The sequence below is a fragment of the Microbacterium sp. AG790 genome, assembly GCF_003634765.1.
Classification (GTDB): domain Bacteria; phylum Actinomycetota; class Actinomycetes; order Actinomycetales; family Microbacteriaceae; genus Microbacterium.
In genome coordinates, this window is record NZ_RBWZ01000010.1 from 109,620 (window position 1) to 123,276 (window position 13,657).

At 66.1% G+C, this 13,657-nt stretch carries 13 protein-coding genes; 6 read left to right on the forward strand and 7 right to left on the reverse strand.

The features are described from left to right. Positions 1 to 310 precede the first annotated feature (310 nt). The 4 genes from DEU37_RS11630 to DEU37_RS11645 all read left to right on the forward strand — a co-directional run bounded on the left by DEU37_RS11630 (position 311) and on the right by DEU37_RS11645 (position 4,033). Positions 311 to 1,222, forward strand: a complete 912-nt coding sequence (locus DEU37_RS11630) for an ABC transporter ATP-binding protein (RefSeq protein WP_121190830.1) — start codon at positions 311 to 313, stop codon at positions 1,220 to 1,222. An 11-nt stretch (positions 1,223 to 1,233) separates the two neighbouring features. Further along, complete coding sequence (locus tag DEU37_RS11635) at positions 1,234 to 2,082, forward strand: ABC transporter permease (RefSeq protein ID WP_259457279.1); 849 nt, start codon at positions 1,234 to 1,236, stop codon at positions 2,080 to 2,082. Between the two features lie 110 nt (positions 2,083 to 2,192). Continuing rightward, positions 2,193 to 3,395 (forward strand): sensor histidine kinase, encoded by a 1,203-nt coding sequence (locus DEU37_RS11640; protein WP_183043676.1) that lies wholly within the window; start codon positions 2,193 to 2,195, stop codon positions 3,393 to 3,395. After that, entirely contained in the window at positions 3,386 to 4,033 is a 648-nt protein-coding gene (locus tag DEU37_RS11645; protein ID WP_121190833.1) for a response regulator transcription factor, read from the forward strand. The genes DEU37_RS11640 and DEU37_RS11645 overlap by 10 nt, the downstream gene beginning before the upstream one ends. A gap of 55 nt (positions 4,034 to 4,088) precedes the next feature. Here DEU37_RS11645 and DEU37_RS11650 read toward each other — a convergent pair whose 3' ends face one another. Genes DEU37_RS11650 through DEU37_RS11675 form a run of 6 tightly spaced genes read right to left on the reverse strand, consistent with a single transcriptional unit; the run spans position 4,089 to position 10,144 of the window. Next, positions 4,089 to 4,529, reverse strand: coding sequence for a M23 family metallopeptidase (locus DEU37_RS11650; RefSeq protein ID WP_121190834.1), 441 nt, complete (start codon positions 4,527 to 4,529; stop codon positions 4,089 to 4,091). Beyond that, positions 4,526 to 6,016 (reverse strand): sucrose phosphorylase, encoded by a 1,491-nt coding sequence (gene gtfA, locus DEU37_RS11655; protein ID WP_121190835.1) that lies wholly within the window; start codon positions 6,014 to 6,016, stop codon positions 4,526 to 4,528. The genes DEU37_RS11650 and gtfA overlap by 4 nt, the downstream gene beginning before the upstream one ends. Positions 6,017 to 6,051: 35 nt before the next feature. Next, positions 6,052 to 7,011 (reverse strand): alpha/beta hydrolase, encoded by a 960-nt coding sequence (locus DEU37_RS11660; RefSeq protein WP_121190836.1) that lies wholly within the window; start codon positions 7,009 to 7,011, stop codon positions 6,052 to 6,054. Further along, positions 7,008 to 7,832: a carbohydrate ABC transporter permease gene (locus DEU37_RS11665; protein WP_036318796.1), complete on the reverse strand. Its 825-nt coding sequence runs from the start codon at positions 7,830 to 7,832 to the stop codon at positions 7,008 to 7,010. The genes DEU37_RS11660 and DEU37_RS11665 overlap by 4 nt, the downstream gene beginning before the upstream one ends. After that, complete coding sequence (locus DEU37_RS11670; protein WP_036318793.1) at positions 7,832 to 8,791, reverse strand: carbohydrate ABC transporter permease; 960 nt, start codon at positions 8,789 to 8,791, stop codon at positions 7,832 to 7,834. Before DEU37_RS11670 ends, DEU37_RS11665 begins: the two co-directional genes overlap by 1 nt. A 3-nt stretch (positions 8,792 to 8,794) precedes the next feature. After that, entirely contained in the window at positions 8,795 to 10,144 is a 1,350-nt protein-coding gene (locus DEU37_RS11675; RefSeq protein WP_036318790.1) for an ABC transporter substrate-binding protein, read from the reverse strand. 147 nt (positions 10,145 to 10,291) lie between these two features. Between DEU37_RS11675 and DEU37_RS11680 the strand changes: the two genes are divergently transcribed. Beyond that, positions 10,292 to 11,350 (forward strand): LacI family DNA-binding transcriptional regulator, encoded by a 1,059-nt coding sequence (locus tag DEU37_RS11680; RefSeq protein ID WP_121190837.1) that lies wholly within the window; start codon positions 10,292 to 10,294, stop codon positions 11,348 to 11,350. A gap of 161 nt (positions 11,351 to 11,511) precedes the next feature. On the opposite strand, the gene soxR is transcribed toward DEU37_RS11680, so the two are convergent. Further along, positions 11,512 to 11,976 (reverse strand): redox-sensitive transcriptional activator SoxR, encoded by a 465-nt coding sequence (gene soxR / locus DEU37_RS11685; protein WP_036318787.1) that lies wholly within the window; start codon positions 11,974 to 11,976, stop codon positions 11,512 to 11,514. 37 nt (positions 11,977 to 12,013) lie between these two features. On the opposite strand from soxR, the gene DEU37_RS11690 reads away from it, so the two are divergent. Further along, positions 12,014 to 13,456 carry an MFS transporter gene (locus DEU37_RS11690; protein ID WP_259457267.1) on the forward strand — a complete coding sequence of 481 codons (1,443 nt, stop codon included), beginning with the start codon at positions 12,014 to 12,016 and terminating at the stop codon, positions 13,454 to 13,456. The last annotated feature ends 201 nt before the right edge of the window (positions 13,457 to 13,657 follow it).

The following is a 13,657-nucleotide window of genomic DNA, read 5'->3' on the forward strand; positions in this document are numbered from 1 at the left end:
CAAGGAACGTCTCAAAGATTCGCTCGGAATGAGCATCACTTTTCCGGTATTCCCAGGCTCTTCATGGCATGGAGAGGACCCCTCACCGTACCCCGCATCTCAGCAGTGGGAGCGCTATCCACTCTGGCTACCGGTGCACTTTCACTCGGTGGGTTCGCGGCGAACCCACCGTCACGATCCCCTTCTCAACGAAGGGTCTTTCCTCTACTAGTGACCGTCGATCGCCATCCGACCTGAGTAGGAAAATGAGGGCGCCAAGATGACCCCGGCGTGCGATGCGTGTTGAAGAGCTCGAACCTAACGTGAAGCCATGATTGAAGTTAGGAACCTGAGCAAGCGCTACGGGAGGAAGACAGCGGTCAACGATGTTTCCTTCACGATTCACCCCGGACAAGTGACGGGGTTCCTGGGGCCGAATGGTGCGGGCAAATCGACGACGATGAGAATGATTGTCGGCCTAGACCGACCCACGTCGGGTCACGCGATGGTCAATGGGAAGCAGTATGCAGATCATCGCGACCCACTACATCAGGTAGGCGCGTTGCTGGAGGCGAAGGCGGTCCACACCGGTCGTAGCGCATACAACCACCTGCTTGCTTTGGCAGCTACGGCATCGTTACCAAAGTCTCGAGTTCACGAGGTGATCGAGATGACCGGACTAGAAGGAGTTGCCTCCAAGCGGGTCGGCGGGTTCTCTCTCGGAATGGGACAACGCCTTGGAATTGCAGCGGCACTTCTCGGTGACCCGCAGACCTTGATCCTCGATGAGCCTGTGAACGGCCTGGACCCGGACGGCGTCCTCTGGGTGCGGCAGCTGACTCGGTACCTCGCCTCCCAAGGAAGAACAGTTTTTCTCTCTAGCCATCTGATGAGCGAGATGGCTCTCACCGCCGATCATGTGGTCGTTCTCGGCCGCGGTCGCGTGCTCGCTGACGCCTCGATCGAAGCGCTTACAGCGCAGGCCGGCGCAACACATGTGTCAGTGCGTACCTCCGCGGCACAGGTATTGGCAGCCGCAATCGCTGGCCCAAACGTCACAGTCACGCAGATGCCCGATGGCGGTCTGTCCGTGGTTGGAATGGATGCATCAGACGTGGGGGCGGTAGCTCTTCGCGTCGGTGTGCCCATTCAGGACTTGCGTACAGTCTCAGCCAGTCTCGAACAGGCCTACTTGAAGCTCACCCAGGACGAGGTTGAGTACCGTTCGGAGGTGTCAGCGTGATGTCTTCCACAATGCCTAGGATCTCGACCTCTCTTAATGCCCGACTGAGCGCCCGTGGAGTACTGCGGTCCGAATGGGTAAAGCTGCGCAGTGTGCGCTCAACGGCGTGGTGCTACGGAGTTCTCATCGCACTGATGGTTGCCATCGGTCTACTCGTTTCGAGCCTTAGCTTCAGCAACTCGGGATCGGAGTCAACCACGGGGGACCTTGCTCGATCCATCGTCGTCGACGTCAACACCGCCGGGCTCAAGATAACGGTCCTCATCGCGTGCGTGCTGGGGGCGCTCATCGTGACCGGTGAGTACTCCACTGGCATGATCCGTTCCACGTTCGCCGCTGTCCCTCGACGTACAGGCGCGCTCATCGCGAAGGCCGTTGTTCTCGCAGTGACTACCTTCGTTGCAACTGCAATCGGAATCTGGCTCTCCGCGTTCGTATCCTGGCCGTCGCTGGCGAGCCAGCAGATCGACGTGGATCTGGGAAGCCCTTCGGTCTTCATGCCGTTGATTGGTGGCGCGGTCTACACGACCATGGTGGCACTCCTCGCCTTTGGCTTCGGCGTCATCTTGCGCAGCACCGCTGGGACGCTGGCGGTGGTTCTCGGTCTCATCTTGGTTGCACCGGTCATCATTCCGATGCTGGGAGGAATGGTCGACGCCGATTGGGCTCGCACCCTTAGCGCGCTAATGCCGCAGAACGCCGGCGGACAACTGTTCGCGTTCTCCGGAGACGCGTCGATCCCGCAGTCCGACACCGAGGCTCTCAAACTGGATGGCTGGGGCGGTTTTGGCGTGCTGGCCGCGTGGGATGTAATCGTTCTGGCGGCAGCCATAGCACTGGCTAAGTGGCGCGACGCATGATTGCTCGGCAACCGCAGGCCCTCGCTGCTAGTGGAACTAACGCCGCAGACCTGCGGTTGCCGAGCACCCCCGGTATTTTCCGTCGCTACCGTTCGCGGCACCCGCGATTGATGGACATCCTCCTCGTCCTCGCCATCGTCGATATCGCAGGAAACTGGGCGTTGGGCATAGCGGCATCGGAGATTCCCCAGGGAGCGTCGATCCTGCTAACGGCGTTGCTTGCCGCGACTACTGCTACAGGGGTGCTGTTCCGCCGCACGCGACCTCTTACGGCATTGAGCGTGATGGCAGCCGGCGCCGTCGTCGTCTCAATCTGGCCGCCCAACCAATTCGTTCTACTACCCGCAGCGTTCGCTGTGTACTCCCTCGCTGTCTACAAATCGGTGCGATCCGGATGGGCTGCGGCTGCGATCGTTGGAGCCTCAGCCGTCACGGCAGCCCTCATCAGAGAAGCCGGCCAAACGACAGTAGGCAGCTTTAATCCCCTACTCAATCCCAGTCCTGATGCCCCGACGCCGCTATGGGTGTCCGTCCTCTCCTTCTCAGCACAAATAGGGGTCGTGCTAGCGGTGAGTCTCGCGCTAGGTATCACCATCGGCGACCGCCGCCGCTACCTGGCGGCGCTCATAGAACGAGCCCGAGAGCTCGCCGTCGAACGAGATCGGCAAGGAGAACTCGCAGCTGCTGCAGAACGAAACCGAATTGCCACGGAGATGCACGACATCGTTTCCCACAGTCTGACGATGATGATCGCCTTGGCGGAGGGTTGCGCCGCCAAGGCAGATAGGGCTTCACCTGAAGCTGCCGATGCGATGCGTAAGGTCGCTAGCACTGGCCGGGCAGCAATGGTGGACATGCGCAGGATGCTTGGTGTCCTGGGCGGAGATCCTGCCGAGACCGTCCCTCAGCCGAACCTGGCGGATCTTCCCCAACTGATCGAACGATTCCGTAATCTCGGCGTCCCCATCACCCTCCGCATCGACGGCCACCCTCCGGGCGACCCGACTCTACAGCTGACGATTTATCGGATCGTGCAGGAAGCACTGACAAACGCAACCCGATATGCACACGGCCCAACCGAAGTCGCCGTCCGCATCGCACTAGACGCGACAACTCTCACGACAACGATCATCGATGATGGGCTACCCGGTTTTCCATATAGGTCAGCCGGGACTGGTCGAGGACTTCTGGGGATCCGGGAAAGAGTCGCCGCGCTCAGTGGCACGGTCGACGCTGGGCCAAGAAAGGACAACCTCGGGTGGCAAGTCAAAGCCACCCTGCCGCGCGGCGACGCGAAGGAAGGATGGACGTGATCAGAGTCCTGATCGCTGACGACCAAGAGCTCATTCGGCTCGGATTTCGCATGGCACTGGCCGAAAATCAAGACTTGCAGGTTGTTGCGGAAGCGACGAATGGCGTCCAAGCCGTCGAAGAAGCTCGTCGCACCCAGCCCGACGTGGTGCTCATGGACGTACGAATGCCGTACCTCGACGGTATCACCGCCACAAAGATGATCACGGAGGATCTCTCGGAGACCCGGGTGCTGATACTCACCACGTTCGACCTCGATGAGTACGCTTTCGGGGGTCTGCGAGCGGGTGCCAGCGGCTTCATGCTCAAGGACTCAAGATCAGAACAGATAGTCGACGCCATCCGTGCGATAGCTGCAGGAGATGCCTCAATGTCCCCGCGAGTTACGAAACGTATGCTCGAGATGTTCGGGGCACGCCTCCCTGATGGGGCCCCCGACGCGACCGCAGCCCTTAGCCCTCGCGAGCGCCAGATCCTCGTGGCTATCGGCGAAGGCAAAAGCAACCCCGAGATCGCCAAGGCGTTTTTCCTCAGTGAGGCCACGGTCAAAACCCATGTAGGTCGAGTGCTCAGCAAGCTCGGTCTACGCGATCGCATCCAGGCGGTCATCTTCGCATATGAGCACCAGCTAGTCGGTTAACTCCAGCTTGTGCTACGTGGCCGATACGAAACTACTCATCATCGATGAGGCACGGTTAGAAACAGACCTCGTCACAATCAGTTCTGTTGAGGGGGCAGGGAGCGTCATGTAGTGCCATGAAGGGCTCGGGGTTGATCAAAGTTCCGTCCTTCTCGACCTGGAAGTGCAGATGAGAGCCCAGCGCGTGGCCGGTGTCTCTCATCTTCCCGAGCTGCGTCCTGGGGCTCACAATGTCGCCGGCCTTCACGAGCAAGCCGGCCCCCATGTGGAAGCACCCAGTGACGAGGCCCCCGCCATGGTCGATCCACACGACGTCTCCGCGGAAGGGCTGCACACTGGCAAAGGTGACTTTGCCGGTGCCCACCGAGGATTGATGCCTGGTCGATGGGGCACCCCGAAAGATGGGCGTAGTAGCGTCAATCGACTTTACGGGTCTTGGCGCTGACCGTTTCGGGATTCTTGCCTGTGCTGCGCGCCGCCGGGGGCGGCGCCTCACCCGGCGGCGAGCAGATCCTCGACCGTGCGGCGCAGCTCGCCGTCCTCGGCATCCACCCCGGTCGCCGTCAGCGTGAAGGCGCGCGACGCGACGTCGAAGGCGACCTCCACCCGATGGGCCGCATGCACCCAGCGCAGCACCCCGGTGGTGTCGCCGAGCTCGGCGGTGAACTCGCCGTCGAATGCCGGATGAGCGGCGCGCAGCCGCAGCAGCTCGCCCAGCGCGCGCACGACGGGGCGCTCAAGCTCGGCGTCGATCTCGTCGGGCGTGTAGTGGTGGCGGTTGACGTCGCGGCCCACGCCGGTGGCCTGCAGCAGCTCGACATCGTTGCGGCCGGCGAACAGGCCGACGTAGTACACCTGCGGGATGCCGGGCACCATCAGCTGGATCAGCCGCGCGAGCAGGTAGGCACGATCGTCGGCGCCGACCGCGTCGTAGTAGGTGCAGTTCACCTGGTAGAGGTCGAGGTTCGAGGCGGCCGCGCCGGTGGCGAGCCGGCTCGTCCCGCCGCTCGCGTCGTGGATCGCCTCGACGAGCGCGTCGATCTGCGCGGGGGCGAGGAGCCCCGGAACGCCGGGCTTCAGATCGCTCTCGCCAACGTCGACGATGCCGATGCCGTCGTGGGTGTCGAGCACCGTGATGGTGTTGGCGGGCCGCACGGTCAGCCACTGTGCGAGCGGGCGGAGGTCCTGCGCGTGGAGGGCGTGCAGCACGAGCGGGGGCAGCGCGAAGTCGTAGACGTAGTCGACGCTGCGGGCGATGTCGATCTGCTGCGTGAAGTGGCCGTGCACCTCCAGCAGCACCTGCATGCCGCGCTCGTGCGCGAGTGTGAGGATGCGCCGGGTGTACCGGTCGGTGGATGCCGTCATGAAGCAGTCGGTGCCGGCTTCCTTGCCTGTGTAGCCGACGGCATCCAGGCGCAGCATCGTCACACCGGCGGCGGCGAGGGCGTCGATGACCGAGACGAGGTAGTCCCACGCGACCTCCGTGCGCAGGTCGATGTCGACCTGATCGGCGGTGAAGGTGGTCCACACCAGCCGCTTGCGCCCGCCCAGCTCCATCACCGTGAAGGGCAGCCCGGGCCTCGGGCGGTAGATCCGGGCGAGGTCGTCCTCGCGCGCGCCGTCGGGGAAGACCGCGTCGAGGGTGAGGAACATCGGCGCGAAGGGTGAAGCGTCGCCGCGGCGGCGGACGTCCTGGAAGGCGTCCGACTCGGCCGAGACGTGGTTGACGATCACGTCGCTCATGACGACGGCCCCGCCGCTGAGGGCGCGGACGTCGTCCCACGTGCCCAGTCGCGGATCGATGCGGGTGTGGTCGCTCGGATCGAAGCCGGCGTCGGCGCCGTCGAACGGGGTGAAGTACGGCAGGAGGTGGATGCCGCCGAACATCCCGGACAGGCGCGTCTCGAGCATGTCGCGCACACCGGTGACGGTGCCGGCGAGGCGGTCGACATAGGTGATCAGCTGCGGGGGCGTGCTGTTCATGAGAGGTCCTTCCAGGAGATCAGGATGCCGCGCGGTCACGCCCGGCGGAGGATGCGGCGCAGCCACGCCCGGCGGGTGCGGCGGGCGTCGCGGGAGATCGGCAGCCACGGGGCCATCAGATCGAAGGCGTGGGTTCCGCCGGGCCACACGTGCAGCTCCGCATCTCCACCGGCGCGCCAGATGGCGTCGGCGAAGGCGACGCACTCGTCGCGGAACGTTTCCGCCGAGCCGACGTCGATGAATACGGGAGGCAGACCGCTCAGATCTGCCGCGAGTGCGGCGGAGGCGTACGGCGAGACGGGGCCGTCGCGATCGTCGTCGCCGAGGTAGGCGGCCCACGCCACCTCGTTCGCGGCGCGGTCCCATGATCCATGACCGGCCATCTGCCGCGCCGAGGGGGAGCTGGAACGGTGGTCGAGCATCGGCGCCTGCAGCAGCAGGCCGATGGGGCGCGGCCCGCCGTGATCGCGGGAGTAGAGCGCAAGGGCGGCCGCCAGTCCGGCCCCGGCGCTGACCCCGGTCACCACGATGCGCCCGCGATCGAGGGCGGCGGGGGCCTCCGGTCCGCTCGCCCAGAGCAGCGCCTGCATCGCGTCCTCGAGCGCCGCGGGGTACGGGTGCTCGGGGGCCAGGCGGTACTCCACCGACACGACGGCGCAGCCCACGCGCTCGGCCAGCGCGATGAGGGCGGGCATCTCGGAGTCGGCGTCGCCGGAGACGAGCCCGCCGCCGTGCAAGTGCAGCAGCACCGGCACGGGCCGGCACGCCTCGACCGGCACGCTGACGACGACCGGCACGGCCGAGGAGCCGACGCCCACCGTGTGCAGCGTGCGGACGAAGGCGCCGTGGGCGGTCAGCTCGGCCTCGGTCGCCGGCGCGGCGTTGCGTCGCAGACGGGGGACGTCGTCGGCGGTGATGGACACGACGATGTCGTCGAGTTCGTCGAACGCGCGCGCGACCCCCGGGTCGAGTGGCGGCCGGGCGGTGGAGCTCATCCCTTCACCGCGCCCTGGAGCAGCGCCGCGACGAACTGCCGCTGGAACACCAGGAACACGATCAGCGTGGGCAGCAGGATGAGGATCGAGCCCGCACACAGCAGCGGGATGTCGGTTCCCCACTGCCCCTGGAACGCGCCGAGAGCACCGGCCATCGTGCGCTTCGTGGGGTCGTCGACGAGAACGATCGCGAGCAGGAACTGGTTCCAGGTCCACAGGAACAGCAGGATCGCGAGCGACGAGATCGCCGGGCCCGACAGGGGCACGTGGATGCGCCAGAACAGCTGCCAGGTGGTGGCGCCGTCGGTCCGCGCGGCCTCGGTGAGCTCGTGCGGCATGTTGACGAAGTGCGCGCGCATCCACATGACGGCGAACGGCATGAACAGACCGATCAGCGGGAGGACGATCGCCCACTGGGTGTTGAGCAGGCCGTAGCTGCGGATCTGGTAGTAGATCGGCACGATGATGCCCTCGATGGGCAGCGTCAGACCGAGCACGAAGACGACGAAGAGGGTACGCGAGAAGGGCACCTTCAAGTGACCGAGGGCGAAGCCCGCGAGGGTCGCCACTAGAAGGCTCACGGGAACGACGCCGAGCTCGATGAGCATGCTCGAGCCGAGCATCTTGAGCATGTCGGCGGACTGGAACGCGAGTGCGAAGTTGTCCCAGTGCGGCTCGTCGGGCCACGACAGACCGGCGGGATAGGTGCCCGGGGCGTGCAGCGCTGTGACGAACAGCGAGATGAACGGGATGATCGTCAGCGCCATGACGACGATGAGCAGGAGGCGGCCGGACCACACCTCGACGGCGGAGGTCTTCATCAGCTCTCGTCCTTTCCGCGGGTGAGCTTGTTCAGCGGCAGCACGACGGCGAGCACGAGCACGGTCAGCACGACCGCGAGTGCGGAGGCCTGTCCGACCTGGCGCTCGAAGAAGGCGAGGTAGTAGATCTCGAGCCCGGGCACCATGGTGCTGCGGCCGGGCCCGCCCTGCGTCGAGATGTAGATGATGTCGAAGCTGCGCAGGGCCCCGATCACGGTGATCAGTACCGCGACGCCGAGTTCCTGACGGATGGCGGGCAGCGTGACCGTGAAGAACTCACGGATGGGCCCCGCACCGTCGATACGAGCGGCCTCGTACAGGGCGGGATCGATCTTGGTCATGCCGGCGAGCAGCAGCAGCATGCAGAGGCCCAGCGACACCCACGCACCGATGACGCCGACGGCCGGCAGCGCCGTGTCGAAGTCGCCGAGCCACGCGCGGGTGATGCCGCCGAGGCCGATCGCCGTGAGGAACTGGTTGATCGCGCCGTCGGCGGCCAGCAGCCAGGTCCACATGATGCCCGCCGCGACCAGCGGGATGACCTGCGGGAGGAACAGGACGGTGCGCGACACCGATGCGAGGCGGCTGCCTCCGAGCTTGCGGATGAGGGCCGCGGCGATGAGGCCGACCGTCACCGGGATGATCGAGAAGTAGAGGATGAGGGTCAGCGCGTTGACGATGGGACCGAGCAGCTGCGCGTCGGTGAAGATACGCACGTAGTTGTCGATGCCGGCCCAGGTCGCGGTGGTGACGCCGTTCCAGTTGTAGAAGGAGTACTGCACGGTCGAGCCGAGCGGCACGAGGACGAACAGCGCGTAGAAGGCCAGCGCGGGGGCGACGAGCGCGAGACCGACGACAGCCTCCCGCGACCATCGCGCGCGGCGCGGGCGATGGTCGCGGGTCGCTGTCGCACGGTCCCGCGCGGCCCGGGTCTCCCCGGGCCGCGTGGACGTGCTCATGGATCAGCCCTTCTTGCTGCTCAGGTAGTCGGTCTGCACCTGGGTGAGCAGGCCGGCGGGGGTCTGCTTGCCGGCGAACAGCTCCTGCAGGTTGGGCGTGAGGCTCTTCGCGTAGATCGAGCCGGTGGCGTTGGCGATGAAGTCCATCGACCCGTTGTTCTGCGACAGCTGCGCGCCGGCGGCGAGCGTCTCCGCCGTCACCGTGCCGTCCTTGACGGCGGGCATGAAGGCGTCGGCCGGTCCCATGGGGTGCGAGCCGCCCTTCTCGACGGCGATCGTGCGGGCCGTCTCGTTGGTGGCGACCCAGTTGAAGAAGAACGCCGCGCAGTCGGGGTGAGCGGCCTTCGCCGACACACCGTACGTCAGCGGGGCCGACATGGCACCGTTCTGACCGCCGGCCTCCAGCGGCGGAGCGAGGAAGAAGCCCACGTCGCCCGGCATCTGGGTGTCGAAGTTGCCCGACTCCCAGTCGCCGTCGAAGATGAACAGGCTCTGTCCGCTGGTGAACCGGCTGATCATCTGCGAGTAGTCCATCGAGTTCGCGTCGTCGGCGAAGTACCCCGCCTTGATCCAGGAGTCGAGGTGCTCGGCGGCCTTGACGTTCTCCGGGGTGTCGATCGTGGCGCCGTCCTTGAGGAAGATCCAGTCGTTGATCGTGCTCGGCTTGCCGTAGCTGGCCATCAGCGCCTGCAGCGGGAAGGCGAGGCCACCGGTCGCGCCGCCGTTGAACTGCGCGATCGGGGTGATGCCGGCATCCTTCGCCTTCTGCAGGTCGGCGTCGAGCTCGGCCAGCGTCGTGGGCGCGGAGGTCATGCCGATCTGTGCGGCGAGCTTCTTGTTGTAGAAGACACCGGTGACGGAGTAGTTGACCCCCATCGCGTACAGCGAACCGTCGCCGCGCTGACCCTGGTCGTTGACCCGCAGCTGCTCGAGCTGCGACGACGGCCACTTGTCCCAGCCGTAGCCGGTCGCGTAGGCGTCGAGGTTGTACAGCAGCTTGTCGTTCACCAGGTCGACGATGGTGGGCAGGCGCATGATGTCCGGCGGAGAGTCGACGAGCACGCGGGGCGCGTTCTGCGTGATGACCGCGAACTGGTCTTCGCGGGTGTTGAAGGTCACGTTCGGGAACTGCTTCGTGAACTCCGCGGTGAGGTCGTTGAACAGCGGGAAGCCGGTCTCGACGTAGGCGCTGAGGGTGACCGGGTCGGTACCGCAGCTGAGGGTCACGGCGCCGGTCGGCGCCTGGGTGCCGGAGGTGTCGGCTCCGGGAGGGGCACAGGCGGTGAGGGCAAGGCCCGCGGTCACGGTCGTGGCGAGAACCGCCCAGCCGCGCATGCGCTTCGTGTTCGACATCGTTGTCTGCCTTTCCATGCAGTTTTCTCGGTGCGAGGAGGATACTTGCTGCTATACCGATTCAGCTCGCGTGCTAAAACGTACTAGCAGATATCGGTCGGCGCAACCCCTCATCGCGGAGGAACGTCCGACCGGAAGGGGGATCCGATGGCACGCACGCGCGTGACTCTGTCGCAGGTGGCCAAGGAGGCCGGAGTGGCGGCATCCACGGCATCGCTCGTGCTCGCGGGGCGAGCCGACGAGCTGCGGATCTCGGCGACGGCGCAGGAACGCGTGCGCGACGCGGCACGCCGTCTCGGCTACCGCCCCAACGCGCTGTCGACGGGGCTGCGCACCGGGACGACGCGCACGCTGGGGTTCGTCTCCGACTCGGTGGCCTCGTCGCAACTGGCCGGAGAGATGATCCGCGGCGCGATCGAGGCGGCACGTGCCCGCGGCTATATGGTCTTCGTCGGCGAGACGGCCGGTGACGCGCATCTGGAGCGCGACCTGCTCGACGCGATGTTCGACCGGCAGGTCGACGGGGTGGTGCTGGCCACGATGATGACCCACGCGCGCGCTATCCCGGTGGAGGCGACCCGCATGCCGACCGTGCTGCTGAACATCGAGCCGACCGACGACGCCGCCTACGTGCGCGTGCTGCCGGACGAGGTCGCGGCCGGTGCCGACGCCGCGCGCCTGCTCGTGGACAGCGGGCACCGGCGCATCCATCTGATCGGCGTCGGTGACGACCCGGCAACCGCGCACCCCTTCGGCCTCGCCGCCGCCCAACGCCTGCGCGGCGCCCTCGCCGTGTTCGCCGAGACGGGGCAGCAGATCGTGTCGGCTCGTCCGACGGTGCAGTGGCTGCCGCCGGAGGGCTTCCGTCTCGTGTCGGAGGTGCTCGACAGTGGCGCCGAGGTCGATGCGCTCCTGTGCTTCAACGACCGCCTGGCGATGGGCGCCTACCAGGCGCTCCAGGAGCGCGGGGTGCGTGTGCCCGACGACGTCTCGGTGCTCTCGTTCGACGACACGTCGTTCGCCCGCTGGCTGCGGCCGGGACTGACGACCTTCGCCTTCCCGCAGCGCGCGCTCGGCCGCGCCGCCGCGGACGAACTCATCGACCTGATCGAGCGCGATGCCGCGACGGACGGATCATCCGCTCCCCCGGCGCACCTGGTTCCGCTGCCGTTGCGGATGCGCGCCTCGGTCGCCCGCCGAGCCTAGAGTGTGAGGCTCCTCGACAGGACCACGGAGGCTGGCATCGTCCCGCATCGCGTTCGCCGCCGCCGGCAGGGAAGAGGGTGAGAGCGGGGGTGGGACCGTCACGGCGAAAGAGCGGGGCGGGCAGAAATCCAGCGGCACACCGACAGCGCGCGCAGAGGGTTCTAGCTTCGGTCGCGCTGGGCGTCCCGCCAGCGGCGGGGGCCTGCACCGTCGTTTCCGAGCACGTCGTCTGGATTTCTTAGGACGCAGGTTTTGAGGCTGAGGCAGCCGCAGCCCATGCAACCGGTGAGGTCGTCGCGCAGGTGTTGCAACGAGCGGATGCGGGCATCGAGCTCCTCGCGCCACAGCTGGGACAGGCGCGCCCAGTCCTTCTTGGTCGGGGTGCGACCTTCCGGTAGGGACTCAAGCGCGGTGCGGATGTCTGCGAGGGGTACTCCGACGCGCTGGGATACCCGGATGAAGGCGATGCGGCGAAGAACGTCCCGGCGATATCGACGCTGGTTGCCAGCGCTGCGCTCACTCGAGAGCAGGCCTTGACGTTCGTAGAAGTGTAGGGCTGAGACCGCCACGCCGCTTCGTTTGGCAACGTCACCGACACTCAGGAGCGGGGCGGGCGGGGCGGTCATTTGACCTCAACTATAGTCGAGGTTTTACGGTGACGATGTGACCTCCCCCCACCGCGAAAACGCCCTGCCCGACGCCGTCCCGACAGCCGCGAGCGAGCGGCTACCTGGGGGATCAGTGCGGGAAGCGGGGGTGCTCAGCTCGCGGTATCGATGGGTGAGCGTCGGCCTGTTCCTCTTGGTGATGCTCGACGCATTCGTGGCCCTTGGGGTGACCACGATCATGCCAACGGTCAGTCGGGAACTGGACGGCGCCGGGCTATACGCCTTCGCGTTCGCCGGCCCCGTGGCGGTGAGTGTGGTGGGGATGGTGGCGGCAGGCATCTGGTGCGACCGGTGGAACCCACGTAGCGCTCTGGTCATTTCGGTGGCCATCTTCACGGCAGGGCTCACCGTAATAGCACTGGCTCCGAACATGGTGGCTTTTGTCGGCGGTCGGTTAATCCACGGGCTCTCTGGCGGAGCGGTGACGGTCGCTCTGTACGTTGTCGTCGCCCGGATCTACCCGCACACGCTACACGCGAAGGTTTTCGCCGCTTTCGCTACCGCCTGGGTCATCCCCTCCCTGATCGGTCCGGTTGCGGCTGGTGTGCTTGCCGAGACGATCGGGTGGCGCTGGATTTTCCTAGGAGTGGTGACGCTTGTGATTCTCGCGATGCTGATCGTCGTCCCGGCAATGCGCGCCGTTCGCGGAACCGCGAATCATTCCCCGATCGGACGCGCAGAAGTCGTGCGCATCGGTCTGGCCGTGGTCGTTGCGGCGGCCGCTCTCGTCATTGCCGTTGCGGCTGAGATGCGCGGGCCCATCCAATCGATCGGGCCGATCGTCGCAGCAGCCATCGTGCTTATCGCGCTTCGCCCGCTCATGCCCGCCGGAACATTACGCGCCCGCCGCGGTCTCCCCAGCGTCGTCCTTCTCCGCGCCCTCTTGACTGCCACCTTCTTGGCAGCGGAGGTCTATGTGCCGCTGCTCCTCATCACTCATTACGGCGCATCTGCCGCTCTTGCAGGCCTCGCCCTCACGGCTGGGGGACTCAGCTGGTCAGCAGCCTCGTGGATGCAGGGCCGATTCCCACAGATCGGTCATGTCCTGGCGGCGCGAATCGGAGCAACAGGGCTCACCGTTGGCGTTGGGTCCCTAGTGATTGCATCGCTCATGAGCGCGACGCCGGTCGTCGTCGTCATCGGATGGACTTTCGCCGGTGCTGGAATCGGACTCATCTATCCGCGGCTAGGCGCGCTCGCGCTCGGGTACTCGACCGCAGACAACCAAGGCTTCAACAGCTCCGCACTCACGATCGGCGAAGCGACCGCGTCTGCACTCGCGCTCGCCTCGATGGCAGTCGTGTTCTCTGCGTTCGGTGGCACAGATACCTCAACCTCATTCGCGGCTGTCTTCGCCCTCGCGGGGGCGCTCTGCGCGCTTGGGTGGCTCTGCAGCCCTCGCATCGCCGCACGTCCAGAACTAACGCCCCCCCTCTAGCCCCCCAACAGTGCATCCAAAACCGATCGTCCTCGGCCCTCTCCGTTCCACGCCTGCCTGGTTGGCCTTCTGCCAGCGCCCTGGCTAGGGGCTGCCGTCAGCTCCCCGCCTGCGGGCGCGACAGATAGGGCGGTACCCGCTTCACCTGTCACCACACCGGCTTCAGCGGTGTCGGCGGCTTCGGCATGTCCAAGCTCCTCG